The sequence below is a fragment of the Oleiphilus sp. HI0086 genome (assembly GCF_001635225.1).
In genome coordinates this window covers 1-716 of record NZ_LWFZ01000773.1, presented here as the reverse complement: position 1 = coordinate 716, position 716 = coordinate 1, and the positions used below count along the sequence as shown (strand labels likewise).

The window sequence follows — 716 nt, the reverse complement described above, 5'->3', positions numbered from 1 at the left end:
TTCCCTTAGATAAGGTTCGTGATGGCTTACAGACCAGAAAAATGGAAATGGGACAGGTTGTAGATCAGATGCTTTATATGTATAAGCCGAAGCAGGAGTTGACGGTTTACATTGATAATATTCGTTTAGAATCTGATTAATTCCTTACCCAAACTCTAGCGCAAGAAAATCAGAGAAGCCATACGACCCGAGACTTGGCCATCACGGCGAAAAGAATAGAAGTGTTGGTTTTCAAGAAAGGTGCAATGCGTGCCGCCATAAATCGCGCTGACTCCAATGGCTTTTAGCTCAATCCGGGCAAGTAGGTATAAATCTGCCAACCATTTTCCTGGTTCCTTTCCCGGGATAAAGGCTTGAGCGGCTTCGGGGTCTTTGTTACAAAATGCTGTATAGACATCGTCGCCAACTTCAAATGCCTTTTGGCTGATTGCCGGGCCAAGCCAGGCAATTACTTCATTGGGTGAGTCAAAGCTTTCTACAGTCTTAGTTAGGATGCCAGAAGCTAAGCCTCGCCAACCCGCATGTGCGGCAGCGACTTGCGTTGCCTGTTTGTTGCAGAACAGTACCGGAAGGCAGTCGGCCGTCATAACGACACAGGCTTCTTGCTGCTTGCGAGTATAACTTGCGTCTGCTTGAGTGCTGATAGATGAGCTTTCGGCCTGAACAAGAGTATTACTATGTATCTGCTCCAGCCAATGAATATTCTCTGCATTTAA

1 protein-coding gene is annotated in these 716 nt (G+C 46.2%); it reads right to left on the bottom strand.

Going from position 1 to position 716, the window contains the following annotated elements:
* Nucleotides 1-155 precede the first annotated feature (155 nt).
* The coding region (gene pgeF, locus A3756_RS13345; RefSeq protein ID WP_068553675.1) for a peptidoglycan editing factor PgeF at nt 156-716 on the bottom strand (561 nt) is incomplete at its 5' end.